At 65.2% G+C, this 14,031-nt stretch carries 12 protein-coding genes; 1 reads left to right on the top strand and 11 read right to left on the bottom strand.

Annotation, left to right across the window (positions count from 1 at the left end; translation table 11 throughout):
* On the top strand, positions 1 to 2,857 hold a 2,857-nt coding region (locus BO1_RS35540), incomplete at its 5' end, for a YadA family autotransporter adhesin (protein WP_028221639.1).
* Between the two features lie 122 nt (positions 2,858 to 2,979).
* Here BO1_RS35540 and BO1_RS35535 read toward each other — a convergent pair.
* The 11 genes from BO1_RS35535 to BO1_RS35485 all read right to left on the bottom strand — a co-directional run bounded on the left by BO1_RS35535 (position 2,980) and on the right by BO1_RS35485 (position 14,005).
* Positions 2,980 to 3,516: an ureidoglycolate lyase gene (locus tag BO1_RS35535; RefSeq protein WP_028221638.1), complete on the bottom strand. Its 537-nt coding sequence runs from the start codon at positions 3,514 to 3,516 to the stop codon at positions 2,980 to 2,982.
* 19 nt (positions 3,517 to 3,535) lie between these two features.
* A complete protein-coding gene (gene alc / locus BO1_RS35530) occupies positions 3,536 to 4,546 on the bottom strand; it encodes an allantoicase (protein WP_028221637.1) in 1,011 nt (336 codons plus the stop codon).
* A 79-nt stretch (positions 4,547 to 4,625) separates the two neighbouring features.
* A complete protein-coding gene (uraD, locus tag BO1_RS35525) occupies positions 4,626 to 5,147 on the bottom strand; it encodes a 2-oxo-4-hydroxy-4-carboxy-5-ureidoimidazoline decarboxylase (RefSeq protein WP_028221636.1) in 522 nt (173 codons plus the stop codon).
* Positions 5,144 to 6,103 carry an allantoinase PuuE gene (gene puuE, locus BO1_RS35520; protein WP_028221635.1) on the bottom strand — a complete coding sequence of 320 codons (960 nt, stop codon included), beginning with the start codon at positions 6,101 to 6,103 and terminating at the stop codon, positions 5,144 to 5,146. The genes uraD and puuE overlap by 4 nt, the downstream gene beginning before the upstream one ends.
* 256 nt (positions 6,104 to 6,359) lie before the next feature.
* A complete protein-coding gene (locus tag BO1_RS35515; protein WP_028221634.1) occupies positions 6,360 to 7,148 on the bottom strand; it encodes an aspartate/glutamate racemase family protein in 789 nt (262 codons plus the stop codon).
* Between the two features lie 45 nt (positions 7,149 to 7,193).
* Positions 7,194 to 8,708, bottom strand: a complete 1,515-nt coding sequence (locus BO1_RS35510) for an NCS1 family nucleobase:cation symporter-1 (RefSeq protein WP_028221633.1) — start codon at positions 8,706 to 8,708, stop codon at positions 7,194 to 7,196.
* Positions 8,709 to 9,124: 416 nt separating this feature from the next.
* Positions 9,125 to 9,847: a GntR family transcriptional regulator gene (locus BO1_RS35505; RefSeq protein WP_028221632.1), complete on the bottom strand. Its 723-nt coding sequence runs from the start codon at positions 9,845 to 9,847 to the stop codon at positions 9,125 to 9,127.
* Between the two features lie 314 nt (positions 9,848 to 10,161).
* Positions 10,162 to 11,088, bottom strand: a complete 927-nt coding sequence (gene ldcA / locus BO1_RS35500) for a muramoyltetrapeptide carboxypeptidase (RefSeq protein WP_028221631.1) — start codon at positions 11,086 to 11,088, stop codon at positions 10,162 to 10,164.
* Positions 11,089 to 11,181: 93 nt separating this feature from the next.
* Complete coding sequence (gene tadA / locus BO1_RS35495; protein ID WP_084688450.1) at positions 11,182 to 11,835, bottom strand: tRNA adenosine(34) deaminase TadA; 654 nt, start codon at positions 11,833 to 11,835, stop codon at positions 11,182 to 11,184.
* The gene (locus BO1_RS35490) at positions 11,832 to 12,233 is read right to left on the bottom strand and encodes a DnaJ family domain-containing protein (protein ID WP_028221629.1); all 402 of its coding nucleotides are present in this window, start codon (positions 12,231 to 12,233) and stop codon (positions 11,832 to 11,834) included. Before BO1_RS35490 ends, tadA begins: the two co-directional genes overlap by 4 nt.
* Positions 12,234 to 12,808: 575 nt before the next feature.
* Complete coding sequence (locus tag BO1_RS35485; RefSeq protein ID WP_028221628.1) at positions 12,809 to 14,005, bottom strand: amino acid aminotransferase; 1,197 nt, start codon at positions 14,003 to 14,005, stop codon at positions 12,809 to 12,811.
* Positions 14,006 to 14,031 lie beyond the last annotated feature (26 nt).

Below are 14,031 nucleotides of genomic sequence, written 5' to 3'. Positions count from 1 at the left end.
CGGCGGCTCGGGCGCCGATCCGGTCGCACTGCATAACGTGGCCAACGGTGACATTTCGGCTGCCAGCACCGATGCGGTCAACGGCGCGCAGCTCTTCGACACCAACTCGCACCTCTCTAACCTCGCGGGCGACGTCACCAACATCCAGGGTGACATCACCAACATCAACAGCAAGCTCGCCGATGCGGTGGTCTACGATTCGTCGGCGCACGATTCGCTGACGCTGGGCGGCACCAACGCCAGTGCACCGGTCGCACTGCACAACGTCGCCAACGGTGATATTTCGTCTGCCAGCACCGACGCCGTCAACGGCTCGCAGCTCTATGACGCCCTCCAGCAGGTCGGCGGGTCGGCGCACTACGTCGGCATCAATAGCGAATCCGGCGACAGCAACTACAACGGCGAAGGCGCAACGGGCGCCGCGGCGATCGCCGTTGGCGCGAAGGCACTCGCAAGCGGCGACAACGCACTCGCCATCGGCACCGGCGCCACGGCATCGCAAAGCAACGCGGTCGCACTCGGTGCGGGCTCCACGACGGCTGCTGCAGTCGGTACCGCGGGCGCAACGATTGCTGGCCAGGACTACACCTTCGAAGGCAGTAATCCGACGAGCACCGTCAGCATCGGCAGCGCCGGCAATGAACGCACGCTCACGAACCTCGCCGCAGGCCGCCTGAGCGAGTCGTCGACCGACGCCGTCAACGGCTCGCAACTCTATGCGACCAATACCGCCGTCAACAACCTCGCACTGAAAGCAGCTGACGCGGTGGTGTACGACGACTCGAGCATGAGCAGCCTGACGTTTGGCGGCACGGGCGGCACGAAGCTGATCAACGTGGCGGCGGGCGACATCGCGGAGGGGAGCACCGACGCGATCAATGGTGGGCAGCTGTACGGCATCACCGAGTCGTTCACGAACTCCATTACGCATATCAACAACACGCTGACCACGGCCGGCTGGGGTGCACAGGCTACGTCGACAGATCCGTCCGGCTACCAGTATGGTGGCTTCATCATGGACGCCAACGGCAAAGTAAGCAATCCTGCCGTCCTCTACGTTCCGAACACGATCGGGACGGCCAACGCGCAGATCGTCCTCGATCCGGGCCTTGGCAGCAGTGAGTACCCCACGAGCGCCGACCGCAACGTGATGTTGCCCAAGGGTACCATCATCAGCAACGTGGCCGACGGCGTGGAGCTGACGGACGCCGCCAACCTCGGTCAGGTCTACCAGATCGTCAATACGGCCACTGGGGGCGGAAACCAGTCCATCCGGGAGCTGATCAATCCGGCAAACGGCAGCTCCGGGGTCAACTCGAGCGGCCTCACACGCAGCTATACGACAGCGTCGTACTACACGCAAGTCGCCGGCCTCGCCAATAACGCCGGCTCCTACGGCCCCACCGACGCCGCGCGCGCGACCGGTGCCGGCGCCATCGCCATCGGCTCCAGCGCGTATACGCCCGTCACGAACGGTGTCGCGCTCGGCGTGCAAGCTTACGCAGGCGCACGGGACGCGGTGGCAATCGGCGCGGGCTCGGTGGCGAACCAGTCGAATACGGTCTCCGTCGGCAATGACGGCACGACCTCGTATGTCGCCTATGACGCAAACGGCAACGCCTATCAGGTTCAGAACGCCGTCAACACGCGCCGCATCGTCAACCTGGCCGCAGGCCAGGGCGATACCGACGCGGTCAACGTGAGCCAGTTGCGCAGTGTGGCAGCGGCGCTGGGCGGCGGTGCCGGCATCAATTCGCTCGGCGGCTTCATCGCCCCCACCTACTCCGTGGGTGGCACGACCGTGAATACGGTCGGCGACGCAATCGCGAACCTCGACAACCGTGTGCAGAAGAACACGGCCGAAATTGCCTCGCTGGTTGCGGACGCGAATTCCAGCGCATCGCAATCGGCCGATAGCGCATCGGGCGCGGCATCGTCCACGACGCCTGTGGTCGCGGCATCGCGCTCGCTGCTGGGCGCGGCCAACACCGGCAGCAGCACCGTCGGCGCCACCGCGACCAGTTACGCCGCAACGAACGTGGGCGACTCCGCCACCAGCTCGACGGACGCCGATGCCGTGCATTACGACTCCGCGGACCACTCGAGTGTGACGCTGAGCAGCACGACCGGCGGCACCGTCAGCTTGAGCGGTCTCACGAACGGCAACCTTTCGGACGACAGCACGGACGCGGTGACCGGCCAGCAGCTCTACGCCACGAACCAGCAAGTCGCGAGCCTCAACCAGGCCCTGCAGAACATCAACACGGCCGGTTCGACGGCCACCTCGGTCAACTCGACGAGCGGTGTCGCAGCAGCCTCGGGCACGCAATCGGTGGCGGTTGGTGGCGGCGCGGTGGCAACGGGCGCGAATTCGACGGCGATCGGCGACAAGGCCAACGCGTCGGCGAACAACTCCGTGGCGATCGGCGCCAACTCGATCGCGAATCGCGACAACGCCGTGTCGGTCGGTGCTGAAGGTTCCGAGCGCCAGATCGTCAACGTTGCGGCGGGTACGTCGGGCACGGATGCGGTCAACCTGAACCAGTTGAACAACGCGATGACGCAGCAATCGAACGCGTTCAGCCAGCAGATCGGCAATCTGCAAAGCTCGATCAACACCGTTTCGAAGAACGCCTATGCGGGCGTGGCCGCGGCAATGGCCATGCCGAACCTCACGCCTTCGGGTCCGGGGCGCACGGTGGTCGCAGCAGGTGGCGGCTACTACATGGGCGGCAGTGCTGCAGCGATCGGCGTGACGTATCGTTCGCAGAACATGCACTGGCTCGTCAACGGTGGCGTTTCCGTCACGAGCACTGGTAACACGGCTGCTCGCGCTCAGGTCGGCTACGAGTTCTGATCGCCGTCAACCCGGCAAGATAGAGGCACTGCGCTCACGCGCGTGCCTCGTAACATGCAAAAAAGCCACGAACGCAAGTTCGTGGCTTTTTTTTCGTTCGCGTACCTCGAAGCGTCAGCGCATCAGCGCGTTGCTGCCGCCATCGCCTCTTCGGTCAACCAGAACGACTCCGGCAAATCCTGCTCGTTGAGGTTCAAGCCGTCGCCGCCCCGATCGACGACGATAAAGTCGCTCACCTCGCCCAGCGCGATCAACGGGTGATGCCAGACACCCTTGGCGTAGTTCACGCCTTGCCAGCCGTGCGAGACGAACGCGCGAATCTTCGTGACGTCCAGCTCGCCCGCCGGCGCCACGACGACGAGATACGGCTTGTCGTTCAGCGGCACGAACGCCTGGCTGCCCAGCGGATGCCGCTCGAGCATCTTGATCTCGAACGGCAGCACGCGCGGCTGCCCACGAAAGAGATTGACGAGCGTGCGGCCGCTCTCTTCCGTGACGTCCACGTTCGCGAGATCGTGATAGCGGATCGTCGTGCCCAGATTGATCGGAATCTGCTTCGCGCCCGCGAGCTCGATCACGTCGCCGAACGGCGCGAACGCTTCTTTGGTCAGCGGCTCGATGGTGAGTGTCGTGCCCAGGGCCTGTGTCGTATCGCTCATGCTGTCTCCTTCACCGCGCTCAGGCGAGCGTGCCCCACAGACGCACGCGCGAGACGCCGCCGTCCGGGATGATGTTCAAGCGCACGTGCGTGACCGGGCCCAGCGCCGCGAGCTCGCTCTCGTAATAGTGCTGCTTGTCCATTTGCAGCTTCTGCTCGCCGAGCAGTTCCGGCCAGAACATCGCCTGGGTCACGAGCGAGCTGTCCGTGCCGCCCACCACGCGCGCCGCCTGGAACGAGCAGCGATCGGGATAGTTGCCCTTGAAGTGCGCCGTGTCGACTTCGATCTTCTTGATGATGCCCGGCTGCGCGAGCGCGATGATCGCCCAGTCGTTGCCCGGCTCGCGGCGGCGGCGCGTTTCCCAGCCGTCGCCCATGTTCACGCCGCGGCCCGGCATCAGGATGTTGGAGGCCAAGCCGAAGTGCTGGTTGTTGGCCGCCACCAGATACGCGCCGTTTTCCATGGCCGCGAGGTCGAAGAGCTCCGTGCGGCTCGCGCCCTGCCAGTCCATCTGCGGCTGGCCGTAGACGCGCAGACGCGCGATGCCGCCATCCGGATAGATGTTCACGCGCAGGTGCGTGAAGGGCTTGTCGTTCGACACTTCCACGTAGTGGTGGCTGTTGCCGTTCAGCGAGGTCGACGGGACGATCTCCGTCCACTCGGTCGTGGCGCCCGGAGCGCCTTGCGCCACGTACGCACCTTCAATCGACGCTGCCGGCGGATAGTTGCCGGTGAAGTGGCTCGTGTCGATGTCGAAGCCCTTGATGACGCCCGGGCGTGCGAGCTTCACGATGCACCAGTCGTAGCCGGTCGTGCGCTTGCGGCGCGTTTCCCAGCCGTCCATCCACTTGCCGTGGTCGTCGTACTTGCCCGGGATGAAGACAGCCGGTTCCGGATTGAGCATGCGCTCCATCGGGGCGAAGAAGTCGTCGCTCGTCTCGAGCGCCTGCGCGCCCAGGCGCGGGTCCGCGAGATTCACGTAGCGCCGCGTGAAATCCGGTGCGTTGGGGTCGAGAGTCGGGAGTGCCATCTTTGTCTTCCTTCGTGTCTTTTCTATGGATCTAAAACAGCGCCGCGCCGCACGCAAAACGCGGGGCGCGGCGTCAATCTCATGCGTCGATCAACTCGTCCAGCCTGAAGCGCGCGATGCGATAGATCTGGTCGAGGCTCGCGCGCATTTCGTCGGTGCGGGTGTTGTTCACGCGCGACTCGAAATTCGCGATGATGCCGTGGCGGTCGTAGCCGCGCACCGCGAGAATGAACGGAAAGCCGAACTTCTCGCGATACGCGCCGTTGAGCGCCTGTAGCTTGTCGAATTCTTCCTGCGTGCACAGGTTCAGGCCCGCGCCGCTCTGCTCGCGCGTGGACTCTTCAGTCAGCTCGCCACGGACGGCGGCCTTGCCTGCGAGCTCCGGGTGAGCGTTGATGAGCGCAAGCTGCTTCGTTTCGCCCGCGGCTTCCACGGCGCCCGACATCGTGCTGTGCAGCGCGTCGATGCTCGCGTAGGGACGCTGCTGCGCCGCCGCTTCCGCCACCCAGGGCGAGTGCTCGAAGATGCCCGAAAGCGCCGCCACGAAGGCGTCGGTCGAGGCGTTGTTCAACTGGTCGAGGGTGTAGTGCATTGCCTTCATGCGGCGGCCCCGCGGTGGTCGTTTTGCTGCGGTTGATGGGGATGGTGCTCGCGCCAGTGACGCGCGATGTCGACACGGCGCGTAACCCACACGCGGTCGTGCTGTTCGATGTGATCGAGGAAGCGCTGCAGTGCGCGGATACGCCCAGGGCGGCCGAGCAGGCGGCAGTGCATGCCGATCGACAGCATTTTCGGCGCTTCGTCGCCTTCCGCGTAGAGCACGTCAAACGCGTCGCGCAAGTAGGTGAAGAAGTGGTCCGCCGTGTTGAAGCCCTGCGGCGTCGCAAAGCGCATGTCGTTCGTATCGAGCGTATAAGGCACGATCAGCTGCGGCGTGGTCTTGCCGCCGGAGACTTCGACGTCCATCCAGAACGGCAGGTCGTCGCCGTAGTAGTCGGAGTCGTAGAGGAAGCCGCCGTGCTCCGCCACGAGGCGGTGCGTATTGGGGCTGTCGCGGCCCGTGTACCAGCCTAGCGGGCGCACGCCCGCCACGCGCTCGATCGCGTCCATGCCGAGCTTCATGTGCTCGACTTCGAGTTCCGGCGTTGCATCCTGGTAGTGGATCCAGCGATAGCCATGGCAAGCGATCTCGTGGCCGAGCTCGACGAACGCGCGCGCGACTTCGGGATTGCGCTCGATGGCCATGCCGACACCGAACACGGTCAGCGGCAAGCCGCGCTTCTCGAATTCGCGCAGGATGCGCCAGACGCCCACGCGCGAGCCGTATTCGTAGATCGACTCCATGCTCATGTGACGCGCCGGATAAGCGGCCGCGCCAACGATCTCGGAGAGGAACTGCTCGGAGCCCGGGTCGCCGTGGAGCACGCAGTTCTCGCCGCCCTCTTCGTAATTGAGCACGAACTGCACCGCGACGCGCGCCTTACCGGGCCAGTTTGCCTGCACGGGGTGCCGGCCATAACCGATCAGATCGCGGGGATATTGGGGATCGAGTGGCATGCTAATCGAATCTTTCGAATGGGTAACGAAATGTGAAGACCGCGCGGGCGGCCCGCACCTGCCGAAACCGGCTGCACCGGCCGAAATCCTTGCGCCACAAGGCTTTGCATTGCGCCGAAAATGCCGTTTTCAGGATCGGCCCAGTGTAGCTAAATCGTTATGGCGCGCCCATACGCACCGACAGATAGTGCGGGTCAAGCGACGTGTATGTGCCGGGGCGCGCCCCGCCTGGCGCTGCGGGGCGCGCATTGCACGTTTACCCGTACCGCAACGGCCGTACCGGCGGCGGCGTTTCGGTGGCGCCCGCCGCATCCGTCGGACTAAAGCGTGCGAAGTCGCCATCGTAGCGCTTCGTCAGGGGGCGCGCGAAGTCGCCCCGCTTGGCCGTCGCGAGGCGCAGCGCGACCAGCGCCTCCACCCATTTGACCGCTGCCGTCACGCCGTCCACCACCGGCACGCCGAGCGCGTCTTCCACCTGGGCGCACAGGCTCGTCATGCCCGCGCAGCCGAGCACGATCGCGTCCGCCCCGTCCTCTTCGAGGGCCCGGCGGCATTCCTCGACGATCGCCCGGCGCGCGGCCGAGCCCGGCTCATCGAGCTCGAGCACGGCCACGTCGATTGCCCGCACGTTGCGGCAAAAGCGGCTCATGCCGTAACGCTCGGCGAGATGCCAGGCCATCGCCCTGGTGCGCGAGAGCGTGGTCACGACCGAGAAGCCCGGCGCGAGCACGCTGGCCGCGTGCATGGCCGCTTCCGCAATGCCCACCACCGGCCCGCGCGCCAGCTCGCGCGCCGCGTACAGCCCCGGATCGCCGAAGCAGGCGATCACATAGCCGTCGAAGCCCTCGCGCTCGCCCGCCTCCACTTCCGCGAGCAGACCGGGCGTCGCGAGCGCCTCGTCGTAGTAGCCCTCGATCGAGGGCGGTCCCATCGTCGGGCTCACGGCGACGACTTCCGTGCCGGCCGCAACCACGGCGCGCGCACACTGTCCCATCGCAGCCGTCATGCGCTGCGTGGTGTTCGGATTGATCAACTTGATACGCATGTCAGTTCTCTGCTCGTTTCTTTGCGGTTTCGTGGTGGTTGCCGGTTACGCCCGTGCCCGTGCACGTTCGCCCATCGTCAAGGCGCGGTAGAACAGCGCGCCCAACCCCGCGCCGATGAACCACGAGAAGTTCGCCGCGCCTTCGAGCGATGGCAGCATCACGCAGAGGATCGCGATGACCGCGGCCGGCAGCAGCGCCGACACTGCACGCCAGTTCACGCCATTCGTGTACCAGTACGCACCCTTCGGCGAGACGGTGTAGAGGTCGTCGACGGCGAGACGCCCACGCTTCACGAGATAGAAGTCAATAATCAGGACACCATACAAAGGTCCGATGAAAGCACCGAGCACGTCGAGCGTGTAGTGAATCACGGCGGGATTGTTGAACAGATTCCACGGCGTGATGAAGATCGACGCCACGGCCGCGAGCATGCCGCCGGCGCGCCAGCTGATGAGGCGCGGCGCAACGTTCGAGAAGTCGAATGCCGGCGAAACGAAGTTCGCAACGATATTGATGCCGATGGTCGCAATCGTGAACGTCAGCGCGCCGAGAATGACGGCCGTCGGGTGATCGATTCGGCTCACCGTTTCCACCGGATCAGTAATCAGTTGTCCGAACACCGGCAGCGTGGCCGAGGTCGTGATCACCGTGACGATCGAGAACGCGAGGAAGTTGACGGGCAAGCCCCAGAAGTTGCCGCGATGCACGCTCCTGAGCGATTTGCCGTAGCGCGAGAAGTCGCCGAAATTGAGCATCGGTCCCGAGAAGTACGACACCACGAGCGAAACTGCGGTAATCATCACCGGAATCACTTCCGTGCCGTGATACTTCACGCCGCCGAGATTCAGGCCGATGTTGTGCCAGCCCGCGCGGTACACCATGTAGCCAGCGAGGATGAACATCACGGCATACACGGCCGGACCCGCGAAGTCGATGAACTTCTTGATGGTCTCCATGCCGTTCCAGAACACCAGTGCCTGCAGCACCCACAGTGTCATGAAGCCGGCCCAGCCCATGGCCGAGAGGCCCAGCATGCCGTGCTTGTGCACGTCGGCGTAAGGCATCAGTTGAGGCACGAACTTGAGTACGACGATCACGAGCGCGCTCGACGCGAGATAAGTTTGGATTCCGTACCATGCCACTGCGATCAAGCCGCGAATGACGGCAGGAATATTCGCGCCGAGCACGCCGAAGGTGCCACGGCACGCCACCGGATACGGCACGCCGTGGCGCTGGCTGGGCCGGGCGATGAGGTTGCACAGCACGTTGACGAGCGAGATGCCGACGATCAGCACCAGCAGCACCTGCCAGCTCGTGAGGCCGAGCGCGAAGAGACTGCCCGCGAACACATAGCCGCCGACGCTGTGCACGTCGGACATCCAGAACGCGAAGATGTTATAGGCACCCCACGTCTGCTCCTTGAGCGGGGCGAGGTCGTGGTTATAGAGGCGCTCGCTGTAGCCGGCCGGCAGCCGCATGCCGTCTGCCGTTTCGCTGCTCTCGGATGAATCGAAAGTGGGCACTGCCGGACTGCCTGGTGACGCGCTGAACTGAGCCATGATCCGCTCCTTGGGATGGATACATCGACGGAAAAAAGACGCCTGAAACGCCTCGAAACTCGCGCTGCGCCGCATGCTGCGGCCGCCGCGATGTCTGCGGATGGCTCGGGACCGAGGTGCGAGCGCTCGCGCCCCACCTGGCGTCGGGCTCGACGCCCCTGGCACCGCGCCGGTCGCGCCTCATGCGCGCCCTGCTCGCTGTGCCGCCTGCCCCGCGCTCGCCGTCGCGGCGAGCGCTGCCAACATCGATTTTTCCCTGCGCGCGGCGGCCTGCATTGCGCCCCGCCGCGCGTGTCTCCAGTTCCATTCAGCCCGACGCGTCCGCCCTTCGCGCAAACGCCGCCGTCATGCTTCGGTATCCGTTTCCGCCCGGCTCCATGCCCCTCAGCGCCGGCGGAACCCTGCTTACCCCTTCCTCAACGCCCTGCCGTGGTTGCGGCGCGCGTGCCAAACACATCCTGCAGATCCACCGAGGCGCCCGCCGGACGGTCGAGCATCTTCAGCTCGACACCCTGCAGGTGCCGCGTCATCAGCGCGGCGGCTTCCTGTGCCTGCCCGGCTTCCAGCGCCTCGATGATCGCCTCGTGGTCGTCGAACGAGCACGGGCTGCGCCCCGGCGACTCGTAGAGCGCGGAAATCAGCGTCGAGCGCGCCACGAGGCCATTCAGGCAATCGCACAGCACCGTGTTGCCGGTCAGCGCAGCCAACTCGGTATGAAACTCGCCCGACAGGCGGATCCAGGCTGGATAGTCGCGCCCCTCGAACGCCTTGCGCTCGCGCCGGATGGTCTCGCCAATGCTCTTCAGCCTCCGGTTGCCGTGCTGCGCGCTGCAAATGCGCTCCACGACTGCGAGTTCGATGATGCGGCGCATCTCGAACACCTCGTGCACCTCCTGGAGCGACGGGCTTGCGACGAACGCGCCACGGTTCGGCTCCAGGTCGACAAGGTGATCGCTCGCGAGCAGCGAAAGTGCCTGGCGGATCGGCCCGCGCTTGACGCTGAACACTTCACACAACTGCGCTTCCGTGAGCTTCGCGCCAGGCGGCAAACGATGTTCGAGGATCGCGGCGCGGATGCGCGCGGCGATGGTCTCGGGTTTCGTGCCGGTCGCGTCGGCTTCGGTATCGGCGTTTCGCATGTCTCTCACCTTGATGTTGGGTATCCTAGTTTGGACATAAAGATTGTCAACAATTTTCCCGACAAACCTGGGGAAGATACTCAGGCTCGCGCCGCATTGGCGCGCCCAATTTCCGTGAAACCCGCGTCACTACGGGGCATTGCGCACCATTCCTGTGAAGAGATGGCCCATGGCAGCCCATTTTTTGTCAACAATTTCGGAGCGATACGATATCCAGAGCATTCGGCTAATTTCATTTTTCTTGACTGTTAGTTGCATATTTAACACTGGAAAAAAGCGCCCGGAGGCGCTCATGCGGTATCAGGATTTCTCTGTCAGCCCAGATGCGGATAGTCGCTCAGGGCAAGCTCGAAGCCGTGAGCGTCGGCGCTCAGTTGCGCCTGCGCGCCGAACGGCAACGTGACCATATTCTCGATGTGACCGAACGGCAGCCCCGTGAAGACGGGAATCCCCACCACCGAGCGGACTTGCTCGACCATCGCGTTCAGGTCGTAACCGTTGTCGTAGTCGAACGGCTTGCCGCCGGAAAAGTCGCCGAGCACCAGCGCCTGCTGACGCGCGAGGATGCCCGACAGATGGAGCTGATACAGCATGCGCTCCACCCGGAACGGCTGCTCGTTGACATCCTCGACAAACAGGATCCCGCCCTCCACCGGCGGCAAATAAGGCGTGCCGATGAGCGACGTGAGCACGGCAAGATTGCCGCCCCACAACATGCCGGAGACGTTGGCGTGCTGTGCCTGCGGCGCCTTCACCTTGACCGTGAATTCGGGCTTCGTGAGCGCATCCCAGAAGTGATGCATCGTGAAGCCGTTCAATTCCGGCGCACCGAAATCGCTCACGAGCATCGGGCCGCCGAATGTCTTGAGCCCCGAGCGCGCATAGAGCGCGAGTTGAATCGCGGTGAAGTCGCTATGTCCGACGAATGCGATCGGCTCTCCGGCGAGGCGCTTTTGCAAGCCGTCGTAGTCGAGCCCGTGCAGAATGCGCACGGCGCCGTAGCCGCCGCGCACCGCGAGCACGATATCGGGCAAGTCACGCCCGGGGGCGGCAAGGCGGTTCAGCTCGGCGGCGCGCTGGCCGTCGGTGCCGGCAAAACGCTGGAAGCGCCGCTCGGTCGCCTCGACGCCCTCCACGCGGTGGCCCTCGGCGCGAAGGCGCGCAATCGCGCGGTGCACCGCTTCCGGGTCATGCGGATAGCCCGACGGCGCAATCAGTTCGATGGTGCGATGCATGGTCATGGTCAACGGATTCTGTGGTCTGCAGCCGCGCCATGCGCCTGCCAGGGCACGGGCTCACGGCCGCCAGCAGCTATTATCCGTTGTTATCGATCGCTACCGGTCGTTATCGGCAACGCGAGGCTCCGCGGCGGCGGCACGGCGCGCTTCACGGCTCGCGCGGCGGCGCTCGGCGAAGAATGCGCGCAGCGCGTCGCCGCACTCGGTCTCGAGCACGCCGCCCATCACGCTCGTGTGGTGGTTGAGCTGGCCGTTCGAAAATGCGTCGACGACACTGCCGCACGCCCCGGTCTTCGGGTCGCGCGCGCCGTACACGACGCGCGCGATACGCGCGTGCATGATTGCGCCGGCGCACATGAGGCACGGCTCCAGGGTCACATAGAGTTCGCAGCCGGGCAAGCGGTAGTTGCTCAAAGCCGTGCCCGCGGCACGCAACGCGGCCATTTCGGCGTGTGCCGATGGATCGTGCGCGCCAATCGGATGATTGAAGCCGGTCGCGATCACCTCTTCCCCGCGCACCAACACGGCGCCGACAGGCACTTCGCCGGCCGCGCGCGCCGCTTCGGCGGCCGCCAGCGCGAGGCGCATGAAATGGCGGTCGCGCTCGGTGACGGACTCCGCCTGGGGTTCAGTGGGTTCGGCAGGTTCGACCGATGGGGTTTGCGGCGCAGCATCGCCCTGCAATGGCTCAGAGCGCTCGTCGATGCCTTTGTCGACCTCGCCCGCAGGCGTGCCGACCGGCACGCTCACGCGGCCCCCGCCGCGACGCCCTGCTCGAGCGTCGCGCGTTCGGACAGGCGCTCGGCGATGCGGCGACGGTACTCGTGCGGCATCACCAGCGGGCCACCGCGCAAGGACTCGAGCGCCATGTCGAGCGCCAGCATGCGGGCACGCAGCCGGCACTGCTCGGCCTTGTCGCTCACCTTGGCGAGTTCTTCCTCGAGATCGCGCAACGCGCGCAGCTGTTCGACCGCAGGCGGCACGAAGCCGGCATTCTTCAGAATGCGGTTCGCCACGCGCACCTCTTCGGGCACGAAGGGGTCGTCGTCGAGCGCCTGGGGCGCTCCAACGCCCGGCAAGTCGTCGAACTCGCCGCGCGCGGCGGCGGCGGCAATCCGTTGTTCGACGAGGGCATCAAGCAATTTCATCTGCAGTCCACTACGTTGCGGCTCACGCATTCTATCAGGGTAACACCTGGAAGACCGCGCGCGTCTGACATGGCCGACGTCAGACTCCGACAGATTGACAAGCATGAAATTTGATGCGTAGCGCATGCCGCGACGTGGCGCTGGAAAGCCGGAATCGTCTGATTGGGGTGCATGCCGTAGCTGGCTTATCGTGGAGCCCGCTCCGCTCTGTCCGCGTTCGAACGGCGACCCGGCAGATCTCATCCGCTTTCAGGCTCGATTCAAGCTCAAACCACGATGAAACATGTTTCGATTTTCGGCGCGTCGCCGGCTTCCGGTGCTCGTGCCGGCGCGCTCCGCCCTTTTTCGCGCCGATGCCTCGCCGCGCGGCGGTTGCGGCTTGGGGCCGCCTGCATCCTGCTGGCAGCCAGCCTTTCCGGTTGCGGCGTATTCTGCTCCGCGGGGGGCGGCAGCGGCGGCGGTTTCGCGGGCGCTTGCGGAGTGGGAACGGGAATGAGATTCTGAGGCGCCAATGATGGCAGCCGCGCCGGTACCGGGTGGTCTATCCGGTACCGGCCTGAAACGGCCAGCGCCGCTTAGCCCTTGAGAATCCGTCCCATTGCGTCGACCACGATGCTCACGTTCTTCTCGTTGAGCCCCGCGACGCACATGCGGCCCGAGCGCAGGATATACACCCCGAACTCCTCCTTCAGACGCTCGACCTGGTCCGCGCTCAAACCCGTGTACGTGAACATGCCGCGCTGCGTCACATAGCGCGAGAGCGTCTCGCCGCTGATGTGCGCGGCGAGCCCGTCGTGAATCGCCCGGCGCATGCGCGCGATGCGCTCGCACATGGCCGCCAGCTCCGTCTCCCACGATGCCTTGAGCTCGGGGTTCGTGAGCACGCGCGTGACGATCTTCGCGCCGTGCGTCGGCGGATTGCTGTAGTTCGAGCGCACCGAGCCCGTGAGCTGCCCGAGCACACGGTCGGCCGCCGCGGCATCTTCGCAGATCACGTGCAGACCGCCGCAGCGCTCGCCGTACAGCGAGAAGTTCTTCGAGAACGAGTTCGCCACCAGCGCCGGCACGCCGCGCCGGCCGAGCTCACGCACCGCGAAGGCGTCGGCATCAAGACCCGCGCCGAAACCTTGATACGCCATGTCGACGAACGGCAGCAGATCGCGCTTTTGCAGCACGTCGATCAACTGGGTCCATTGCGCCTCGTCCAGATCCACACCGGTCGGGTTATGGCAGCACGCGTGCAGGAGCACCACGCTCTTCGCCGGCAGCGCGTCGATGGCCGAGAGCATCGCCTCGAACTTCAGGCCGCCCGTGGCTTCGTCGTAGTACGGGTAGGTGTTCACCACGAAGCCAGCGCGCTCGAAGATGAAGCGATGGTTCTCCCACGTGGGATCGCTCACCCACACCTGGCTCTGCGGAAAATAGCGCTTGATGAAATCGGCGCCGACCTTGAGTGCACCCGAGCCGCCGAGCGTCTGTACCGTGGCGACGCGGTTCGCCGCGCGCGACGGACACTGCGCACCGAACACGAGGGCCTGCACGGCGTCGCGGTACTGGGCGAAACCGGCCATCGGCAGATAGGGCTTCGGACCGGGTTCGGCCAGGATCGCCGCTTCGGCCGCGTGAACCGCCTGCATCACCGGCAGACGGCCATCGTCGTCGAAATAGATGCCAATGCTCAGATTGACCTTGTTCTGCCGCGGATCTTTCTGGAAGTTCTCATTGAGCGAGAGGATCGGGTCGCCGGGATAGGCATCGATATGTTCGAACATGGCGTTTGCTTGCGAGTTGCTTGCTG

This window comes from Paraburkholderia oxyphila NBRC 105797, assembly GCF_000685075.1.
Taxonomy (GTDB): domain Bacteria; phylum Pseudomonadota; class Gammaproteobacteria; order Burkholderiales; family Burkholderiaceae; genus Paraburkholderia; species Paraburkholderia oxyphila.
The sequence above is the reverse complement of the archived record's forward strand: the minus strand, read 5'-3'. Positions and strand labels throughout refer to the sequence as shown.